The 15,405-nt window shown below is 64.9% G+C and carries 19 protein-coding genes; all 19 read left to right on the top strand.

Features of this window, described 5'->3' with window-relative positions:
* Positions 1-112 precede the first annotated feature (112 nt).
* The 19 genes from rfbB to fliQ all read left to right on the top strand — a co-directional run bounded on the left by rfbB (position 113) and on the right by fliQ (position 15,405).
* Positions 113-1,177: a dTDP-glucose 4,6-dehydratase gene (rfbB, locus tag POR01S_RS00555; protein ID WP_027597984.1), complete on the top strand. Its 1,065-nt coding sequence runs from the start codon at positions 113-115 to the stop codon at positions 1,175-1,177.
* Positions 1,178-1,249: 72 nt separating this feature from the next.
* Positions 1,250-2,131 carry a glucose-1-phosphate thymidylyltransferase RfbA gene (gene rfbA / locus POR01S_RS00560; protein WP_007160390.1) on the top strand — a complete coding sequence of 294 codons (882 nt, stop codon included), beginning with the start codon at positions 1,250-1,252 and terminating at the stop codon, positions 2,129-2,131.
* Positions 2,131-2,667: a dTDP-4-dehydrorhamnose 3,5-epimerase gene (rfbC, locus tag POR01S_RS00565; protein ID WP_007160389.1), complete on the top strand. Its 537-nt coding sequence runs from the start codon at positions 2,131-2,133 to the stop codon at positions 2,665-2,667. The genes rfbA and rfbC overlap by 1 nt, the downstream gene beginning before the upstream one ends.
* A complete protein-coding gene (gene rfbD, locus POR01S_RS00570; RefSeq protein WP_042132995.1) occupies positions 2,664-3,578 on the top strand; it encodes a dTDP-4-dehydrorhamnose reductase in 915 nt (304 codons plus the stop codon). Before rfbC ends, rfbD begins: the two co-directional genes overlap by 4 nt.
* Positions 3,579-3,637: 59 nt before the next feature.
* The gene (locus tag POR01S_RS00575) at positions 3,638-3,940 is read left to right on the top strand and encodes a ComEA family DNA-binding protein (RefSeq protein WP_042132997.1); all 303 of its coding nucleotides are present in this window, start codon (positions 3,638-3,640) and stop codon (positions 3,938-3,940) included.
* A gap of 145 nt (positions 3,941-4,085) precedes the next feature.
* Positions 4,086-4,427, top strand: a complete 342-nt coding sequence (gene fliE / locus POR01S_RS00580) for a flagellar hook-basal body complex protein FliE (RefSeq protein ID WP_007160386.1) — start codon at positions 4,086-4,088, stop codon at positions 4,425-4,427.
* A gap of 14 nt (positions 4,428-4,441) precedes the next feature.
* Positions 4,442-6,250, top strand: a complete 1,809-nt coding sequence (fliF, locus tag POR01S_RS00585; protein ID WP_027601686.1) for a flagellar basal-body MS-ring/collar protein FliF — start codon at positions 4,442-4,444, stop codon at positions 6,248-6,250.
* Positions 6,237-7,247 (top strand): flagellar motor switch protein FliG, encoded by a 1,011-nt coding sequence (gene fliG / locus POR01S_RS00590; RefSeq protein WP_007160384.1) that lies wholly within the window; start codon positions 6,237-6,239, stop codon positions 7,245-7,247. Before fliF ends, fliG begins: the two co-directional genes overlap by 14 nt.
* 67 nt (positions 7,248-7,314) lie before the next feature.
* On the top strand, positions 7,315-8,094 hold the full coding sequence (gene fliH / locus POR01S_RS00595) for a flagellar assembly protein FliH (protein WP_042133000.1): 780 nt from the start codon (positions 7,315-7,317) through the stop codon (positions 8,092-8,094).
* Positions 8,084-9,430 (top strand): flagellar protein export ATPase FliI, encoded by a 1,347-nt coding sequence (gene fliI / locus POR01S_RS00600; protein ID WP_027601688.1) that lies wholly within the window; start codon positions 8,084-8,086, stop codon positions 9,428-9,430. The genes fliH and fliI overlap by 11 nt, the downstream gene beginning before the upstream one ends.
* A gap of 6 nt (positions 9,431-9,436) precedes the next feature.
* Positions 9,437-9,880 (top strand): flagellar export protein FliJ, encoded by a 444-nt coding sequence (gene fliJ, locus POR01S_RS00605; protein WP_027597978.1) that lies wholly within the window; start codon positions 9,437-9,439, stop codon positions 9,878-9,880.
* Positions 9,881-9,926: 46 nt separating this feature from the next.
* The gene (locus POR01S_RS00610; protein WP_042133002.1) at positions 9,927-10,283 is read left to right on the top strand and encodes an Hpt domain-containing protein; all 357 of its coding nucleotides are present in this window, start codon (positions 9,927-9,929) and stop codon (positions 10,281-10,283) included.
* Between the two features lie 76 nt (positions 10,284-10,359).
* Positions 10,360-11,763, top strand: a complete 1,404-nt coding sequence (locus POR01S_RS00615) for a flagellar hook-length control protein FliK (RefSeq protein ID WP_027597976.1) — start codon at positions 10,360-10,362, stop codon at positions 11,761-11,763.
* Positions 11,764-11,882: 119 nt separating this feature from the next.
* Positions 11,883-12,404: a flagellar basal body-associated protein FliL gene (gene fliL / locus POR01S_RS00620; RefSeq protein ID WP_027597975.1), complete on the top strand. Its 522-nt coding sequence runs from the start codon at positions 11,883-11,885 to the stop codon at positions 12,402-12,404.
* Between the two features lie 8 nt (positions 12,405-12,412).
* Complete coding sequence (gene fliM / locus POR01S_RS00625) at positions 12,413-13,384, top strand: flagellar motor switch protein FliM (protein WP_007160377.1); 972 nt, start codon at positions 12,413-12,415, stop codon at positions 13,382-13,384.
* Positions 13,385-13,440: 56 nt separating this feature from the next.
* The gene (fliN, locus tag POR01S_RS00630; RefSeq protein WP_007160376.1) at positions 13,441-13,896 is read left to right on the top strand and encodes a flagellar motor switch protein FliN; all 456 of its coding nucleotides are present in this window, start codon (positions 13,441-13,443) and stop codon (positions 13,894-13,896) included.
* A 3-nt stretch (positions 13,897-13,899) separates the two neighbouring features.
* Positions 13,900-14,313, top strand: coding sequence for a flagellar biosynthetic protein FliO (gene fliO / locus POR01S_RS00635; RefSeq protein WP_027597974.1), 414 nt, complete (start codon positions 13,900-13,902; stop codon positions 14,311-14,313).
* Positions 14,310-15,107 (top strand): flagellar type III secretion system pore protein FliP, encoded by a 798-nt coding sequence (gene fliP / locus POR01S_RS00640; RefSeq protein ID WP_027597973.1) that lies wholly within the window; start codon positions 14,310-14,312, stop codon positions 15,105-15,107. Before fliO ends, fliP begins: the two co-directional genes overlap by 4 nt.
* A 28-nt stretch (positions 15,108-15,135) precedes the next feature.
* Positions 15,136-15,405, top strand: coding sequence for a flagellar biosynthesis protein FliQ (gene fliQ, locus POR01S_RS00645; protein ID WP_027597972.1), 270 nt, complete (start codon positions 15,136-15,138; stop codon positions 15,403-15,405).

A 15,405-nucleotide genomic window follows, 5' to 3' on the forward strand; every position in this document is an offset into this window, starting at 1 on the left:
GGGTACATAGCTGTAGCTGTGACCCGAGCCAGGGATGGCTGCGCCGTCCTCCGATGTCTCGCCCGCAGCGCCGGGCGCGATGATGTACAAATCGATATAGGCAGGATTCAGGATGAAGGTACTGGTAACAGGTGGCGCGGGTTTCATTGGTTCCGCCGTAGTACGTTTTCTTATCAACGAAACCCAATGCAAGGTTGCCAACGTCGACAAGCTGACGTACGCCGGTAACGTGGACTCCCTGGCCGAAGTCGCCGACTCCGACCGCTACGAATTCCACCAGGTGGACATCTGCGATTTCGCCGCGCTACAGCAGGTCTTCACGTCCTTCCAGCCCGACGTGGTCATGCACCTGGCTGCCGAGTCCCACGTGGACCGCTCCATCGAGGGCCCTGCCGCCTTCATCCAGACCAACGTGGTCGGTACCGGCGTCATCCTGGAAGTGACCCGTGCCTACTGGAACGAGCTGGCGCCGGAAGCCAAGGCGGCCTTCCGGTTCCACCACATCTCCACCGACGAGGTATACGGCGACCTGCACGGCACCGACGACCTCTTCACCGAGACCACCCCCTATTCTCCGAGCTCGCCCTATTCGGCCAGCAAGGCCGGCAGCGACCATCTGGTGCGCGCCTGGGGCCGGACCTACGGCCTGCCGGTTCTGGTGACCAACTGCTCGAACAACTACGGCCCCTATCACTTCCCCGAGAAGCTGATCCCCCACGTCATTCTCAATGCCATCCATGGCAAGCCGCTGCCGATCTATGGCGACGGCTCCCAGGTGCGTGACTGGCTGTTCGTCGAAGACCATGCCCGCGCCCTCTATACCGTGGTGACCCAGGGCGAGGTCGGTGAGACCTACAACATCGGCGGCCACAACGAGAAGCGCAACCTGCAGGTCGTCGAGACCATCTGCGACCTGCTCGAAGAGCTGGCGCCGCAGAAGCCTGAGGGCGTCGAGCGCTATCGCGACCTGATCACCTTCGTCAAGGATCGTCCCGGTCACGACATGAGATACGCCATTGATGCCAGCAAGATCGGCCGCGAGCTGGGCTGGACGCCGGCAGAGACCTTCGAGACCGGCATGCGCAAGACCGTCACCTGGTACCTGAACAATCGCGAGTGGTGGCAGCGGGTGCTGTCCGGCGCCTACCGCCTCGAGCGTCTCGGCGAAGCCGTTTAACGATCCTATCGCGGACACGCCCGTGGGCGTGTCCGACCGACAGCAACAGTCAATTTTCAGAGGACGATTGCCATGAGCAAATACAAGGGAATTCTGCTGGCCGGTGGCTCCGGTACCCGTTTGCACCCCATTACCCTGGGCGTGTCCAAGCAGTCGCTGCCGATCTACGACAAACCCATGATCTACTATCCGCTGTCCGTGCTGATGCTGGCCGGTATCCAGGAAGTGCTGATCATCTCGACGCCCGCCGACCTGCCGGGCTTCCAGCGCATGCTCGGCGACGGCAGCCACTTCGGCATGCAGCTGAGCTATGCCGAGCAGCCCAGCCCGGACGGCCTGGCCCAGGCCTTCATCATCGGTCGCGAATTCGTTGGCGATGACAACGTCTGCCTGGTCCTCGGCGACAACATCTTCTACGGCCAGCGCTTCAGCGAGACGCTGCTGAAGGCCGCGAGCGTGGAGAAGGGCGCCACCGTGTTCGGCTACTACGTCGCCGACCCCGAGCGTTTCGGTGTGGTCGAGTTCGACGAGCAGGGCAAGGCCCTGAGCATCGAAGAGAAGCCCAAGAAGCCGAAGTCCAACTACGCCGTCACCGGTCTGTATTTCTACGACAACGACGTGCTGGATATCGCCGCCAACATCAAGCCGTCGCCCCGCGGCGAGCTGGAAATCACCGACGTCAACAACGAGTACCTGCGCCGCGGCTCGCTGAACGTCTCCCTGCTGGGCCGTGGTTTCGCCTGGCTGGATACCGGTACCCATGACGCCCTGCTGGAAGCCGGCCACTTCGTTCAGACCATCGAGAAGCGTCAGGGGCTGAAGGTCGCCTGCCTCGAAGAGATCGCCTTCCAGAAAGGCTGGATCACCTGCGAGCAGATGGCGCTGCAGGCCGAAGCCCTGAGCAAGACCGGTTATGGCCAGTACCTGGCGCGTCTGTGCAAGGAGCAGGACTGATGCAGGTCTTCGAAACCGCGATCCCGGACGTCAAGCTGATCGAACCCAAGGTCTTCGGTGACGACCGCGGCTTCTTCCTGGAATCCTTCCAGGCGGAGCGCTATGCCGAGCAGGCGGGGATCACCCTGGCGTTCGTGCAGGACAACCACTCGCGTTCCGCCCGCAACGTGCTGCGTGGCCTGCACTTCCAGCGCAGCAAGCCGCAAGGCAAGCTGGTGCGTGTCGTGCGTGGCGAGGTGCTGGACGTGGCCGTCGACATCCGTCGCGGTTCGCCCACCTTCGGCAACGTGGTCGCCGAGATCCTCTCGGAAGACAACAAGCGTCAGCTCTGGATACCGCCGGGTCTGGCCCACGGCTTCGTGGTGCTGTCGGAAACCGCTGATTTTGAATACAAGTGCACAGATTATTACGATCCCTCTGATGAAGGGTCTTTGATCTGGAATGATCCGGATCTGAATATCGACTGGCGGGTTACGGATCCCATCCTGTCCGCCAAAGATGCACAAGGCCTTCGATTGGCGGAGCTGTATAGATGAAGATACTGGTTACCGGAGCGAACGGTCAGGTCGGACGTTGTCTGACCGATCGTCTTCAGCGTTCAGAACTGGCATGGGAGGCCCATGGACGTGCCACTCTGGATATCGCTGACGAAGGCTCGGTAACCAGCCATCTCGAGCGATTCGCTCCCGACGTCGTGATCAACGCGGCCGCCTACACGGCGGTCGACAAGGCCGAGCAGGAGCCGGAGATCGCTGCCCGCGGCAATATCGAAGGCCCTGCGGTGCTTGCCCAGGCCTGCGGCGCCGCCGGCATCGCGCTGCTGCACCTGTCTACCGACTACGTGTTCGACGGCACCGCCACCGAACCCTATCAGGTCGAGGATCCGGTCAGCCCGTCCGGGGTCTACGGCATGACCAAGCTGGAAGGGGAGAACCGTGTGCTCTCCGCCTGCCCGCGCTCGGTGGTGCTGAGAACCGCCTGGGTGTTCAGCGAACACTGCAACAACTTCCTCAAGACCATGCTGCGGCTCGCTGCCGATCGCGACGAACTGCGGGTGGTGAGTGATCAGGTGGGTTGCCCGACCTACGCTGGCCATATTGCCGACGCCCTGCTGCAGATCGCCGCCCAGGCTCATGCTCAGCCTGAGCAGACCGCCTACGGCCTCTATCACTTCGGCGGTGACAGCGGCCTGAGCTGGTGCGACTTCGCGCGCTACATCATCGACGCCGGCCAGGAGCTGGGCATGCTGGAGCGGGCGCCGCTCATCACCGGCATCGCCACCTCCGAATTTCCGACCCTGGCCAAGCGTCCGGCCTATTCCATGCTGGATTCCAGCGCGCTGGAGCAGCGCTTCGGCATCCCGCCCAGCGACTGGCGCCAGGGCGTTCGCCAGACCCTGCTGGCGCTGCGGACCGAGCGTGCCCAGGCGGGCTCGCTGGTGAGTTGACCGCCTGACCCGTTGCGTTAAGCTCTGCGAATCAAACAGCGGAACACGGAGGTTCCTCTATGAGATTCGTCTGGATAGTCACCTTGCTCGCTCTGTTCGGCTCCTGGGCCAATGCCTGCGAGTCCGGCCCGGGGGCTGCAACCAAGCCAGCCTCGACGGCCAGCCTGGCGCCCCTGAACATCAATGTCGCCGACGCCACCGCGCTGCAAGGGCTGCGGGGGATAGGGGCCGTCAAGGCCCAGGCGATCGTCGACCATCGCCAAGCCCATGGCGCCTTTGCCTCGGTGGACGAGCTGCTCGAGGTCAAGGGGATCGGCAAGGCCCTGCTGCAGCGCAACCGCGACCGCCTCAGCGTCGACTGATTTTCGGCAAACTTTAGTCGGTTCTCGGCACCTTTTTACCAAGCCATTGTTTTCGCTGGATTTTTTAGGATCTGGCACAGGCATTGCTCTATCTCTGACACGAGTGGGTACGGCGTCAATTTCCCGTGCCAGAGGAGCAGAGCAAATGGTTCAAGGTGTCGAGTTCAATCGGTTGATGCTGGAAATGCGTTCCATGCAGACCGAAGCCATGGCCCGGTCGAAAGCCGTCGTAGCTCCGGCTGCCGGCGCGGAACAGGTCCAGGGTCCGAGCTTTGCCGACATGCTCAGCAAGGCCGTGGGCTCCGTCAACGAAACCCAGCAGACCGCCGGCGAGCTGGCCAAGGCCTTTGAGCTGGGTCAGGGCGGCGTCGACCTCACTCAAGTCATGATCGCTTCGCAGAAGGCCAGCGTCTCCGTGCAGGCCTTGACCCAGGTACGCAACAAGTTCGTGCAGGCGTACCAAGACATCATGCAAATGTCGATTTGAGGACGGTCTAGAAAATGGCCGACGCTCTTACCAACGCACCCGTCCCGACGACCCAACCTGCGGCTGAAGACAAGCCCAAGAAGTCGCTGCTGGGTCTCAGCTTTCTCGACAACCTGTCCGACATGCCGCTGCTGCGGCAGATGGGGCTGCTGATCGGCCTGGCCGCCAGCGTCGCCCTGGGTTTCGCCGTGGTGCTCTGGACCCAGCAGCCGGACTATCGGCCGCTGTACACCAGCATGAACGGTCTCGACGCCAACCAGGTGCTGCAGGCCCTGGGCGCGGCCGACATCGGCTACAAGGTCGATCCGAATTCCGGTGCCCTGCTGGTCAAGTCCGATGACCTCGGCCGGGCGCGCATGAAGATGGCCGCGGCCGGCATCACCGCCTCCGATGGCAACGTCGGCTTCGAGCTGCTGGACAAGGAGCAGCCGCTGGGCACCAGCCAGTTCATGGAGGCGGCCAACTACCGTCGCAGCCTGGAAGGCGAACTGGCCCGGACCATTTCCAGCCTCAACAACATCAAGGGCGCCCGGGTGCACCTGGCGATCCCGAAGAGTTCGGTGTTCGTTCGTGACGAGCGCAAGCCGAGCGCCTCGGTACTGGTAGAGATGTACCCTGGCCGTACCCTGGATGCCGGTCAGGTCATGGCCATCATCAACCTGGTCGCCACCAGCGTGCCGGAACTGGACAAGTCCCAGGTCACCATCGTCGACCAGAAGGGCCAGCTGCTGTCCGACCAGCAGAATCTTTCCGAGCTGTCGATCGCCGGCAAGCAACTGGACTACACCCGCAAGATGGAAGGCTCCCTGACCCAGCGCGTGCAGAACATCATGCAGCCGGTGGTGGGCAATGGCCGCTTCAAGGCCGAAGTGGCCGCCGACGTGGACTTCAATGCCGTGGAGTCGACCTCCGAGCAGTTCAACCCGGATCAGCCGGCGTTGCGCAGCGAGCAACAGAACAGCGAACAGCGTCAGACTTCCGGCGGCGGCGCCCAGGGCGTGCCGGGGGCCCTGTCCAACCAGCCGCCCGGTCCGTCCTCGACCCCGGAAAAGGCCGGTGCCCAGGGTGGCGGTGCGAACTACATCGCTCCCGGCCAGCCGCTGCGCGACGCCAATGACCAGTTCATCTACGACAGCAAGACCAGCCTGCCGGCGACCCTGCCGTACCCGACCGACAAGCGTGAGCAGAACACCCGCAACTACGAACTGGACCGCAGCATCAGCTACACCCGTCAGCAGCAGGGTCGTCTGCGTCGGCTTTCCGTCGCCGTGGTACTGGACGACCAGGTCAAGGTCGATGCCGCCGGCAAGGTCAGCCACCAGCCCTGGACCACCGAAGACCTGGCTCGCTTCACCCGTCTGGTGCAGGATGCCGTGGGCTTCGACGCCAGCCGTGGCGACAGCGTGAGCGTGATCAATGCGCCCTTCGCCCCGGTGCAGCAGGAAGAGATCGAGAGCATTCCCTTCTACCAGCAGCCCTGGTTCTGGGGTGTGGTCAAGCAGGCCCTCGGCGTCCTCTTCATCCTGGTGCTAGTCTTTGGGGTGCTGCGTCCGGTGCTGAAGAACCTGTCCGGCGGCAACACCAAGGACGCCGCTGCCCTGGCCGCTGCCGGTGGTGCCGGTGCCCTGGGTGCCGGTGGTCTGGATGGGCTGTCGGACGATCTGGCCGACGACAAGGTGAGCCTGGCCGGTCCTGCGCCGCTGTTGCTGCCCAGCCCCAGCGAGGGTTATGACGCTCAACTGACCGCCATCAAGCAGCTGGTCAACGATGATCCGGGCCGTGTCGCCCAGGTAGTGAAGGATTGGATCAATGGCGACGAATGACGCGCAACTTTCCAAGGTCGAGAAGGCCGCGATCTTCCTCCTGTCGCTGGGTGAGGCCGATGCCGCGCAGATCCTGCGCCACATGGGACCCAAGGAGGTACAGAAGGTCGGTACCGCCATGGCGCAGATGCGCAACGTCAACCGCGAGCAGGTCGAGCGGGTACTGGGCGACTTCATCGAGGTGGTGGGCGACCAGACCAGCCTGGGCGTGGGCGCCGACGGCTACATCCGCAAGATGCTCACCCAGGCCCTGGGCGAGGACAAGGCCAGCGGCCTGATCGACCGCATCCTGCTGGGCGGCAACACCAGCGGCCTGGACAGCCTGAAGTGGATGGAGCCGCGGGCGGTGGCGGACGTGATCCGCTACGAACACCCGCAGATCCAGGCCATCGTGGTGGCCTATCTGGACCCGGACCAGGCGGCCGAGGTGCTCGGTCACTTCGATCACAAGGTGCGCCTGGACATCGTCCTGCGCGTTTCCTCGCTGAACACCGTGCAACCGGCGGCGCTCAAGGAGCTGAACCTGATCCTGGAGAAGCAGTTCTCCGGCAGCGCCAGCACCACCCGTACCGCCCTGGGCGGCGTGAAGCGCGCCGCCGACATCATGAACTACCTGGACAGCTCGGTCGAAGGCCCGCTGATGGATGCGATCCGCGACGCGGACCAGGATCTGTCGGGGCAGATCGAGGACCTGATGTTCGTCTTCGACAACCTGGCCGACGTCGACGACCGCGGCATCCAGGCGCTCCTGCGCGAGGTGTCTTCCGATGTGCTGGTGCTGGCGCTCAAGGGCGCCGACGACGGCATCAAGGAAAAGTTCTTCCGCAACATGTCCAAGCGCGCGGCCGAGCTGCTGCGCGACGACCTGGAAGCCAAGGGCCCGGTGCGACTGTCCGAGGTGGAGGGCGCGCAGAAGGAGGTCCTCGCCGTGGCTCGTCGCATGGCCGATGCCGGCGAGATCGTTCTGGGCGGCAAGGGTGGCGAGGAAATGGTCTGACGGCTTGCCGGGGTTGGCCTGTGCTTTGCTAATGTCTGCTCAGTAGCGGTTTTCTGACGGACAGGTAATGAGCAAAGAAGCGGCGAGCGAACTGATCAGGGCGCGGGATCTGGAAGCCTTCGATGTCTGGCGACTGCCGGCCTTCGACAGTTTCGACGAGCCCGAGGAGATCCCTGCGCCCGCGGCCGCCGAGCCCGAGCTCCAGCCGGAGCCGCAGATCGAAGAAGTGCCGGTCGAAGAGGTCCAGCCGATCACCCTCGAAGAGCTGGAGGCGATCCGCCAGGAGGCCTACAACGAAGGCTTCGTCACCGGCGAGCGCGACGGCTACCACGCCGGTCAGCTCAAGGCGCGCCAGGAGGCCGAGGCGGCGCTGACCGCCCGGCTGGCCAGCCTGGAAACCCTGATGAGCCATCTGCTCGATCCCATCGGCGAACAGGACCAGGCCCTGGAAGCCGGGATGGTGCAGCTGGTCCGGCACATCACCCGCGAAGTCATCCAGCGCGAACTCACGCTAGACTCCAGTCAACTGGGTCAGGTGGTGCGCACGGCGCTGAAGCTGCTGCCCATGGGGGCCGAGAACATCCGCATCCAGGTCAGCCCCCAGGACTTCGAGCTGATGAAGGCCCTGCGTGACCGCCACGAGGAGAAATGGCGCATCCTCGAGGACGAGACCCTGATGCCTGGCGGCTGCCGGATCGAGACCGAGAGCAGCGTCATCGATGCCAGCATCGAGACCCGTCTGACCCAGGCACTGACGCAGCTGGCCGAACAGCAGCGTCACCAGGCGACCCAGCCCCAGGAAGCCGATCTGCACATCGACATCGAGGATGCCCCCCATGCGTCTTGAGCGTCTGAGTTTCGAACGCCGCCTCGGCGGTTACGATGAAGCCATCCGGGTCGAACAGCAGCCGGTGATCGAGGGCCGCCTGCTGCGCATGGTCGGCCTGACCCTGGAGGCCGAGGGCCTGCGTGCCGCCGTCGGCAGCCGCTGCCGGCTGATCAATGGCGGTGGCTACCAGCCGGTGGAAGTCGAGGCCGAGGTGATGGGCTTCAACGGCAACAAGACCTTTCTCATGCCGGTGGGCAGCCTCGCCGGTATCGCGCCCGGCGCCCGGGTGGTGCCGGTGCCGGATACCGGCCGTCTGCCCATGGGCATGTCCATGCTCGGTCGCGTGCTGGATGGCCTGGGCAATGCCCTGGACGGCAAGGGCCGCATGCGTGCCGAAGACTGGGTGCCGATGGACGGCCCCACCATCAACCCGCTCAAGCGCGAGCCCATCAGCGAGCCCCTGGACGTCGGCATCCGCAGCATCAACGGTTTGTTGACGGTGGGTCGCGGCCAGCGTCTCGGTCTGTTCGCCGGTACCGGCGTGGGCAAGAGCGTGCTGCTCGGCATGATGACCCGGCTGACCAAGGCCGAGATCATCGTGGTCGGGCTGATCGGCGAACGGGGCCGCGAGGTGAAGGAATTCATCGAGCACATCCTGGGCGAGGAGGGCATCAAGCGGGCGGTGGTCGTGGCCTCGCCGGCGGACGATGCGCCCCTGCTGCGCCTTCGTGCGGCCATGTACTGCACCCGCATCGCCGAATACTTTCGCGACAAGGGCAAGAACGTGCTCCTGCTGATGGATTCCCTGACCCGCTATGCCCAGGCGCAGCGGGAGATCGCCCTGGCCATCGGCGAGCCGCCGGCGACCAAGGGCTATCCGCCGTCGGTGTTCGCCAAGCTGCCGCGGCTGGTGGAGCGGGCTGGCAATGCAGAAAAAGGTGGGGGTTCGATCACGGCGTTTTATACTGTGCTCTCGGAAGGCGACGATCAGCAGGATCCCATCGCCGACTCGGCGCGGGGCGTGCTGGATGGCCACTTCGTGTTGTCGCGGCGGCTGGCCGAGGAAGGCCACTATCCGGCGATCGACATCGAGGCGTCCATCAGCCGGGTCATGCCCCAGGTGGTCAGCCCGGAGCACCTGCGCAACGCCCAGCGCGTCAAGCAGCTCTGGTCGCTCTATCAGCAGGCCAAGGACCTGCTCAGCGTCGGTGCCTATGTGCCCGGCGGAAATGCCGAAACCGATCTGGCGATCGCTCGCTACGCCCCCATGCAGCACTTCCTGCGCCAGGGGCTGCGCGAGAGCGAATCGCTGGAACAGAGTGCCGCCAATCTCCAAGCTGTGTTGGGAGGCTGATAGATCATGAAAGGCAGAGCCGAACGTCTGGGCCCCGTGGTGGAGATGAGCGAGCGCGACGAGCGTGACGCGGCCCAGCGCCTGGGGCAGTGCCAGCAGCAACTGGCCCAGGCCGAGTTCAAGCTCGGCGAATTGCAGCGCTATCGCGAGGATTACCAGCAGCGCCTGGTGGCCAATGGCAGCCGCGGCGTCACCGGCCAGTGGCTGATCGGCTATCAGCGCTTTCTCAGCCAGCTGGAAGAGGCTATCGGCCAGCAGGAGCGCAACGCCCAGTGGCACCGCGATGTGGTGGCCAAGGCCCGCACCCAGTGGCAGGAGCACTATGCGCGCCTCGAAGGCCTGCGCAAGCTGGTCGAGCGCTATCGCCAGGAGCAGCGCCTGGTCGAGGACAAGCGCGAACAGAAACAGATGGACGAATACGCCCAGCGGGCGCGCTCGACCTATATCTAGGCCGGGCCTTGCCCCTCGTCCCTTGTCTTAGCCAGTGAGAATGCCGATGTTTTCCTCCCATATCGATCCGGAAACGCTCGCCGCCCTGCGCGACTGCATGGAGGAGGAGTATGTCGACCTCATCGAAACCTTTCTGGTGGATTGCGAAGAACGTATCGCCGAACTCAAGCGCAGCGTGATCGGCGGCGATGCCGAACAGGTCCGCCAGCTGGCGCACAGCTTCAAGGGCAGTGCCGGCAACATGGGGGCCGCACCGCTGGCGGAGCTGTGCCGAGCCGTGGAGGAGGGCGCGCGGCGTCGGGCGACCACCGCCGAGCTGGCCATGGGGGTATCCGCCATGGAGCGCGAATTCGCCATCGTCCGCATCCTGTTCAAGGTCGAGCGGCAACGCTACGCGGGCTGACCTCGTCAAAGCGCTGGCGTTTAGGGCTGGCGCGCAACTTGCTAGTTATCCGAAAACCCGTCCTTCGGAGTCCTCCATGGCCGTCGTGCCCGATTTCCTTCTGAACACCGCCACCTCGCCAGCCAGCACCGGCCGGGCGGCGGCCAAGACCCCTTCCCAGGATCGCCCGGCCGCGCAGGAGCGCTTCGCCGATGTCTTTGCCCAGGAGCAGCCGCGTGAGCCGGTGCGCAGCGAAAAGCCGCGTGACACCAGCGACAGCAAGGCCCCCAGCCAGGCGCGCAAGAGCGAATCCGGGCGTGCCCGTGATGGGGATGACCGGGTGAAACGCGCGGGCGATGACGACCGCACGGCGGACGCCAAGCCCGAGGCCGACAGCACCGCCAAGAGCGACGCGCCGTCGGCAACCACCGCCGACGACAGCGGCAAGACCTTGCCGGTGGCCCAGGGCGAAGACGCCAAGGCGCCGGTGGACGCGGTTCTGGATCCGCTGTTCATGTTCGGCATGACCGGCCAGTTCCCGCAGCCGGTAGCCACGCCTGTGGCAACGCCTCAGCTGCCCACCGGGACGGCCGCGGACGCCGCAGCCACCGCCACTGCCCAGGCCCTGGATCCGGCGGCGCTGCTGGGCGCTGCCGTGGCAACCGTAGCCCAGACGACCACCCCGGGTATCGGCGCGGGCGCCACGGCCACCCCGGCCAAGCCCGGCGAGCAGCAGACGACCGACGATGGTCTGGCACAGCTGCTGGGCCAGGTGCCCCAGGCCCAGGGTGACGCCGCCAAGCTCACCAGCAACGCCAACAACCTGGCGGCCACCCAGCTGCAAGGGCTGTTGCCGGCAGATGGCACGCCCGCCCAGGCGGCGGATCAGGCAGCCAGTGCGGCCCTGGCCGCGACCCTGGACAAGGGCGATGGTCAGGACGCGGCGGCCCCGAGCAAGACCGATGCCTTCGCCGACAAGCTCACCGCCCTGTCGCAGGCGCTCAGCAGTCCGGCGCAGACCGCTCGTCCGGTCACCGCTGCCGTACCGGGCCAGCCGCTCAATCCCCAGGCCGGCAACTTCAGCGAGGCGGTGGTCGACAAGGTCATGTGGATGTCCAGCCAGAATCTCAAGACCGCCGACATCCAGATGGAGCCGGCGCAACTGGGCAAACTGGAGGTGCGCATCGACATGACCCAGGACCAGACCCAGGTCACCTTCGCCAGTCCCCACGCCGACGTGCGCGAGGCGCTGGACAACGGCAGCCAGCGCCTGCGGGAGCTCTTCGCCCAGCAGGGCATGAACCTGGCCAACGTCAACGTCTCCGATCAGTCGTCCGGCCAGGCCTGGCAGCAGTCCCAGCAGGGCGCTCAGCACGAGGGCTCGCGCCGGGGCCGCGGGGGTGTCGCAGGGGATGGCGCGGACGAAGCGGTGGCGAATGTCGCCGAAACCCGCGGCTCGGCGACCCTCGCCGCGCGCAGTCTGGTCGACTATTACGCCTGACGGGCCAACGGCTCCCAGGTGACAGCCTGGGCCGCACCTGCTATATCCCCTTCGTATCAATAGGTTAGCTGCGTCACCCAACAGGGTTGACGAGCCGCACAGGATTCGGTCGAACACTTATGGCGAAGAAGCAGGCGCCCGCGGCAGAGGGCGCAGCCGCGGAAGGCAAGGGCAAGGGCAAGCTCAAACTCATCATCATCATCGTCGTGGCCCTGCTGCTGGTCATAGGCGCTTCGGTGGGTGCGACCTGGTTCCTGCTCGGCAAGAAAAGCGCCGAGCCCGAGCACGCCGCGCCGGCCGCTCCGGCGGCACCGGTGCATCTGGCCGCGGTCTACCAGGCGCTGGTGCCGGCCTTCGTGGTCAACTACAACGCCGACGGTCGCCAGCGCTACATGCAGGTCACGGTGACCCTGATGGGACGCGACCAGGCGCAGATGGATGCGCTCAAGGCGCAACTGCCGCAGGTCCGCAACCAGCTGGTGATGCTGTTTTCCGGGCAGGACTTCAATAGCCTGCTGACGCCGGTAGGCAAGGAGATGCTGCGCCAGCAGGCCACCAGCAAGGTTCAGGAACTGGCGAAGAAACTGACCGGCCAGACTGCCATCGAACAGGTATTGTTCACCAATCTCGTCCTGCAATAGGTAACGCCATGGCCGTGCAAGATCTGCTCTCTCAGGATGAAATCGATGCCCTGCTGCACGGGGTCGACGATGGCATCGTCGAGACCGAGACCGATGCCGAGCCGGGCACCATCAAGGGCTATGACCTCACCAGCCAGGATCGCATCGTCCGCGGACGCATGCCGACCCTGGAAATGATCAACGAACGCTTCGCCCGCTATACCCGGGTCAGCATGTTCAACCTGCTGCGGCGCTCGGCGGACGTCTCCGTGGGTGGGGTGCAGGTCACCAAGTTCGGCGAGTACATCCACTCGCTGTACGTGCCCACCAGCCTCAACATGGTCAAGATGAAGCCGCTGCGCGGTACCGCGCTGTTCATCCTCGATGCCCGCCTGGTATTCAAGCTGGTGGATAACTTCTTTGGCGGCGATGGGCGTCACGCCAAGATCGAAGGCCGCGAATTCACCCCCACCGAGTTGCGCGTGGTGCGCATGGTGCTCGACCAGTGCTTCATCGATCTCAAGGAAGCCTGGGGCGCCATGCTCGACTGCCAGTTCGAGTACATGAACTCCGAGGTCAACCCGGCCCTGGCCAACATCGTCAGTCCCAGCGAAGTGGTGGTGGTGAGCACCTTCAACATCGAACTGGATGGCGGCGGCGGCGAATTGCACGTGACCATGCCCTATTCGATGATCGAGCCGATCCGCGAGATGCTCGACGCCGGCTTCCAGTCGGACGTGGACGATCAGGACGAACGCTGGGTCAAGGCCTTGCGCGAGGACCTGCTCGATGTGCGCGTGCCCCTGGAGGCGACGGTTGTCCGGCGCCAACTCAAACTCCGCGATATTCTCAACATGCAGCCCGGCGACGTGATTCCGGTGGAAATGCCCGAGGAAATGCTCATGCGCGCCAATGGCATGCCCACCTTCAAGGTCAAGATGGGCGCGCGCAAGGGCAACCTGGCCCTGCAGATTCTCGAACCGGTCAGCCGCGGCCGCTGAGCGACAACCGTTTTTTCCGTCCGGGCCCGGGCCCGGCGTAGCACGAGACCCAGACGATGGCAGACAACCCAGAAGAACAAGCCCTGGCGGACGAGTGGGCCGCGGCCCTGGCCGAAGCCGGTGACGCCAGTCAGGACGACATCGACGCCCTGATGGCCCAGGGTACCCAGGTCGAAGCCCCCAAGCCGCCCAAGGCGCCGGTGGAAGAATTTGGTCAGAGCAGTGGGGGGTTGGCAGTGAGCGGCATGGAAGGGCCCAACCTGGATGTGATCCTGGACATCCCGGTGACCATCTCCATGGAGGTCGGCCACACCGACATCTCCATCCGCAACCTGCTGCAACTCAACCAGGGCTCGGTCATCGAGCTCGACCGTCTGGCTGGCGAGCCGCTGGACGTGCTGGTGAATGGTACGCTGATCGCCCATGGTGAAGTGGTGGTGGTGAACGAGAAGTTCGGGATCCGCCTGACCGACGTCATCAGCCCCACGGAACGTATCAAGAAGCTGCGGTGATCCATGAAGAGTCTGCTCCTGCCGCTGGGTCTCCTGCCCCTGACCGCGCGTGCCGCCGAAGCCACCTCGCCGGGGCTGGATGTGGGGGCGCAGGTCGGTCAGTTGCTGCTCGGTCTGCTGTTGGTGATCGCGCTGATTCTCGGCCTGGCCTGGCTGGTGCGCCGGGTGCAGCAGCAGGGTCCGCGCGGTCAGCAGGTGATCAAGGTCATCTCCACCCAGCACCTGGGCCCGCGCGAGCGGCTGGTGCTGGTTCAGGTCGGCCAGGAGCAGTTGCTGATCGGTGTCGCCGGCGGACGGATCACGCCGCTGCACAGCCTGCGCGAGCCGGTGCGACCGGGCGAGACCGAGGCGCCGGCGCCGGAATTCGCCCAGCGCCTGCTGGAACTCATCAGCCGCGATCCCAAGGCGAAACCATGATCTCTTCGCGTCTCCCGGCCAACCTCGGGCGCACCCTGGGCTGGCTGCTGGGCCTGGCCGTGCTGCTGTTCGCGCCCCTGGCGCTGGCGCAGCAGGCCGGGCAGGCCAATCCGCTGTCGATCCCGGCCATTACCCTGAGCACCAACGGCCAGGGGCAGCAGGAGTATTCGGTCAGCCTGCAGATCCTGCTGATCATGACGGCGCTGAGCTTCATCCCGGCGTTCGTCATGCTGATGACCAGCTTCACCCGCATCGTCATCGTCTTCGCCATCCTGCGCCAGGCGCTGGGCCTGCAGACCACGCCGTCCAACCAGGTGCTGGTGGGCATGGCGCTGTTTCTCTCGCTGTTCATCATGGCGCCGGTGTTCGACCGCATCAACAGCACCGCCGTGCAGCCCTATCTGAACGAACAACTCAGCGCCCAGGACGCCATCGCCCGGGCGCAGGTGCCGATGAAGGACTTCATGCTGGGGCAGACCCGGCAATCGGACCTGGACCTGTTCATGCGGCTGTCCAAGCGCACCGACATCCCCAGCGCCGACCAGGCGCCCTTGTCGATCCTGGTGCCGGCCTTTGTCACCTCCGAACTCAAGACCGCCTTCCAGATCGGCTTCATGATCTTCATTCCCTTCCTGGTCATCGACCTGGTGATCGCCAGCGTGCTGATGGCCATGGGCATGATGATGCTGTCGCCGATGATCATCTCCCTGCCGTTCAAGCTGATGCTGTTCGTGCTGGTGGATGGCTGGGCGCTGATCATGGGTACCCTGGCCAGCAGCTTCGGCACCGTCTAGCGGTGCCCCCTTTGCGTGGAGAAGCGAAATGACCCCTGAAGTCGCCGTCGATCTGTTCCGCCAGGGTCTCTGGCTTACCGCGCTGCTGGTGGCGGTGCTGGTGGTGCCGAGTCTGATCGTCGGTCTGATCGTGGCGGTCTTCCAGGCGGCGACCCAGATCAACGAACAGACCCTGAGCTTTCTGCCGCGGCTGATCGTCACCCTGTTGACGCTGATCGTGCTGGGGCCCTGGATGGTCCGGCAACTGATGGAATTCATCCAGACCTCGGTCGCCAACATCCCGCGGCTGATCGGCTAG

It is taken from the genome of Pseudomonas oryzihabitans NBRC 102199 (assembly GCF_000730625.1).
GTDB classification, from domain to species: Bacteria; Pseudomonadota; Gammaproteobacteria; order Pseudomonadales; family Pseudomonadaceae; genus Chryseomonas; species Chryseomonas oryzihabitans.